The sequence below is a fragment of the Paenibacillus cremeus genome (genome assembly GCF_007786445.1).
GTDB classification, from domain to species: Bacteria; Bacillota; Bacilli; order Paenibacillales; family NBRC-103111; genus Paenibacillus_G; species Paenibacillus_G cremeus.
Map to the genome: position 1 here is coordinate 1 of NZ_VNJI01000105.1, position 3,880 is coordinate 3,880.

The 3,880-nt window shown below is 41.7% G+C and carries 5 protein-coding genes and 1 rRNA gene; 4 read left to right on the plus strand and 2 right to left on the minus strand.

The features are described 5' to 3' along the window. Positions 1-162: 162 nt before the first annotated feature. Complete coding sequence (gene gerD, locus FPZ49_RS34770; protein WP_144855304.1) at positions 163-864, minus strand: spore germination lipoprotein GerD; 702 nt, start codon at positions 862-864, stop codon at positions 163-165. Between the two features lie 134 nt (positions 865-998). On the opposite strand from gerD, the gene FPZ49_RS34775 reads away from it, so the two are divergent. After that, entirely contained in the window at positions 999-1,574 is a 576-nt protein-coding gene (locus tag FPZ49_RS34775) for a KinB-signaling pathway activation protein (protein WP_144855306.1), read from the plus strand. A gap of 15 nt (positions 1,575-1,589) precedes the next feature. Here FPZ49_RS34775 and pdaB read toward each other — a convergent pair whose 3' ends face one another. After that, entirely contained in the window at positions 1,590-2,375 is a 786-nt protein-coding gene (pdaB, locus tag FPZ49_RS34780) for a polysaccharide deacetylase family sporulation protein PdaB (RefSeq protein ID WP_144855308.1), read from the minus strand. A 104-nt stretch (positions 2,376-2,479) separates the two neighbouring features. Here pdaB and FPZ49_RS34785 point away from each other — a divergent pair, with 104 nt between their 5' ends. The 3 genes from FPZ49_RS34785 to FPZ49_RS34795 all read left to right on the plus strand — a co-directional run. Further along, complete coding sequence (locus tag FPZ49_RS34785) at positions 2,480-3,091, plus strand: stage II sporulation protein M (RefSeq protein ID WP_144855310.1); 612 nt, start codon at positions 2,480-2,482, stop codon at positions 3,089-3,091. A 171-nt stretch (positions 3,092-3,262) separates the two neighbouring features. Continuing rightward, positions 3,263-3,481 carry a hypothetical protein gene (locus FPZ49_RS37215; RefSeq protein WP_144855312.1) on the plus strand — a complete coding sequence of 73 codons (219 nt, stop codon included), beginning with the start codon at positions 3,263-3,265 and terminating at the stop codon, positions 3,479-3,481. Between the two features lie 278 nt (positions 3,482-3,759). Next, a 16S ribosomal RNA gene (locus tag FPZ49_RS34795) occupies positions 3,760-3,880 on the plus strand; the annotation flags it as partial.

Consider the following 3,880-nt stretch of genomic DNA (forward strand, 5'->3'; position numbering starts at 1 on the left):
ATCTCAAGCGAATCTTGAAGCTCAAGGATTAAGGCAATAAGCCGATACAACAAAAAGAAGACATCTATCCCTAGGAGGCGATGTCTTCTTTTTGCATTGATAAGCCTCTAAACAAAAACCTTAAGTTCTTCAGTGGCCTCGCATAAGCCGGTCCTTTTTTTATTACTGCTGTTTTTTCTTATCGTCCTTTTCTTTGTCCTGCCCCTCGTCCTGCTTCTGATCCCCGCCTTGCCCTTGTCCTCCACCGCTTTTTTGATCCTGACCGCCTTGAGCTCCTTTAGCTTGCTGCTCTTTCGGCATCGACTCTTCTTGAAGCACTTTTTTCATTAAATCCATAAGCTCTAGCCGAAACAACGGACTCTGTAAAGACTCCTGAATCACCGCTTTAGTTTGAGTTCGATAAGGAGTTGTTTTCATTGTATTAAGCATCATGGTCTCAAAATCGGGACTCTTCATAGCATCAAGCATTGATTTTTGATACTCAGGATCCTTAAGAAGATCCTTGTGCAGTTTTTTGGTGTCTTTTTCAATAGCTTTGGCAAATTGCCCTGCAAACTTCGGGTCGGTAATCATTTTTTGAAGAAATTGATTGCTCTGAGGATCGACCAGCACGTCCTTTACAGCAAGCTGCAGCATTTGGGTATCTCCAGCCGATAAAGTCTGCATTTTGGTGTTGCTTTGAATCGTCGCCTCTTGAATGGCTTTTCGACCATCCTCGGATTTTAAAATATCCATGACCATAGACTTGGTGTCTTTATAGTTGTTGCCGCCACCTGAGGATGCAGATTGATTGTCAGAACCGCAGGCAGTCAAGAGACTAACGATCAGAAAGCCGGGTAACAAACGGATCCAGCGTTGTTTCATCCATCTGACTCCCTTTCGTATTTTTGAGCTTAGTATTTGTAATGTACGGGTTGCTTAACACAATTGTCGTTAGCTTTTTACTGTGAAGGTTGGTACAATTAACATTTGAGAGAAAATCGTGTGGGGGTACGGACGTGACATTAAGAAAATGGTTCTATATATTTTGGACAACAATTCTAATTGGTGCGGTCGTTGGTGGAATTGTTGGTCTTTCTTTACAAACGATGGATCAAGATTTTGTTTTCATGGGCATGTCCGTGATGGGCTATAATTTTTTCTGGATGTTAATTGCTGGTGCACTATTTAGCTTAATTAGTCAGGTCGGCTTCTTTGCGTATTTGATTATTCGATTTATTGGTATCGGAATCATACGGAATTATTGGACCTGGAATATGCTCCAATTACTGATTATGGTAGTTGTCCTTTTTGATATGGCTTATCTTGGCTATACGAATGTAGTGGGCACGATCATCCTTGTCTTGCTTTGCGCAGCTATTGCTTATTTCAAAGTCAGAATCACGAACAAAAATGCCTTAATACCGACTTTCTTTTTTATGACCGTCGGAACGTTGATGGAAGCCCAACCGGCACTTGTAATGAACAATGGTTTTGCATCCGTTCTTTTTATGATGATACCGCTGTTCGTATGTAATGCATGGCAAATTTTGATTTTGAGCAAAGTGCTGAAAACAAATAAAGAGCCGTTTTAAACGGCTCTCTTGGTATTAATGAATACGTTTCATTGTTTGATCTTCGATCTGTGTCTTGTTATTTACCTGAGTTTGCTTCATTAAGTCACTGACCGTAACAAATTCGTAGCCTTGCTCACGCAGCTTGTCTATAATAACGGGCAAAGCTTCGTGGGTCTGCTTGGATGAGTCGCTAGCATGCATTAGAACAATATCGCCGGGATGTGCTTTGCCTACCACGCGGCTAATGATATTATCTACGCCCTTATTCATCCAATCCATTGAATCGGTATCCCATTGAATTACGGTGTAGTTGAGCTCATTGGCAATGCGAAGGACGCGTTTATCAAAATCACCATTAGGCAGACGGATGAGATTGGGATTAGTGCCGGTGACGTCGGAAATAATTTGATGAGCGGTTTTGATTTCGGTACGAATTTCATCATCGCTTAAGCTGCTGTAATTAACATGCTTATGGCCGTGACTCCCGATTTCCCAGCCGCCTTTGACAATGTGGTTTACGACTTCCTGATGACTCTTGGCCCATGGTGACGACAGGAAAAAGGTTGCTTTTTTGACCCCTTTGTCTTCTAAAATTTTCAGGATCGGCTCCGTTCGCTTGTCCCCCCAGCTGATGTCAAACGTAAGTGCGATCAGCTTTTTTTCAGTTTGAACACTGTAGACGGCTGCCGGGTCATTTTGGGAGAACACTGAAACATTTTCCGTTTCGGAGTAAATGATACCGATAGCGAACAAGACGGCGACAGCAATAATGAGGGCTTGTTTAAGTTTTTTGCCGTTGAGTACATAAAAATAATTCACATGTTTACCTCCTTTGCCTGTCTCATCGAGAGGCTTGTTTAATCTTGATTACTAAAAATGTATGCTCGTACCACTAACTTATGCTTAACTTTGGAGGTGCTCGAATGAATTGGAGTAACACAGCTGCGCAGATGAAATCGATGAAGCATTATTTTATTGCGTCTGCACTGGTTTTTATCGCGGGAATTATAATGGGGGCTTTATACTCGGAGCAGTTTCATACGTTTATTGATAGTCAAATGGAAGCCTTGAAGCAGATTGCCCAATCTGTAGACGGCAAGGAGAATCCGCAGTGGACCTTGTTCTGGCTCATCTTTTGGAATAATGCTTCCAAATCGCTGCTGATTATCGCATTAGGTTTGTTTTTCGGTGTATTTCCTTTATTCTTTTTAATGGCTAACGGGTTGCTTATCGGTTATATGTGCATGGTAACAGTCGAAAAACAATCTTGGCTCGTTGTAGTAAAATCGATCATCCCCCATGGCATCTTAGAAATTCCGGCCATCGTTTTTGCTAGCGCCCTTGGGCTCCGATTAGGATTTTTAGTATTAAAATTTTCATTTTCGATGATTAGTCCGACACGCCAGACACTAGTAAGAGGGCAGTTGCAGGGCTTCCTGAAGGCACTTATACCAGTATGTACGCTCTTGGTGGGGGTTCTGTTAGTAGCAGCGCTAATCGAAAGTACAGTCACGTTCTGGCTTACCCGCAGTTAAAAATAAATAGCAATTCACTCATAAAAATGTAAAAAACTGTGCATAACAATACCAAGATGGTTTTGGCAGAAACGGGTATGTAAACAAAGCGCCGGTTCTTCTTCCATACGCTTCGGATACATGCCCTTTTTGTGCCTATATTGATGTTTCGAAAGGGGCCGTAATACGACCATGCTTGGTTTTTTGTTTAATGAGCGGGAATGCAGAGAACTTGATTATGTATTGAAAAAAGAATTGGATGAAATGCTCTTTGACTTAAACGATAAAAGAATTGACTCCGATATCAAAGTAGCCATTGAATCCAGATATAAAGTGATCTTTCGCATGTATGCCCGTCTGGCTTCACCCAAGGAAATTTCGAAATATGCAAGGAACCGGATGTATCATTAAAATTGAATGAAATAACTGCTTGACTCAGGGCAGGCAGATATGATATTTTATATCTCGTTCTCGTTTTGAGGAAATGAATTAATTGTCCCAAAAACAAGAAAGAAAAAAATGCTTGCAATCGTATAGGCGAATGTGATACATTATAAAAGTCGCTGCTGAAACGGTTGACAAGAAACGACAAGTAATTGCCCTTTGAAAACTGAACATCGAGTGAGTGCAAAAGATAAGAGAATGAAAATTCTCGCCAGTAGTAAATTTTTGAGCTTATCAGCTTTTCTTTAATGGAGAGTTTGATCCTGGCTCAGGACGAACGCTGGCGGCGTGCCTAATACATGCAAGTCGAGCGAGGGTCTTCGGACCCTAGCGGCGGACGGGTGAGTAACACGTAGGCAACCTGCC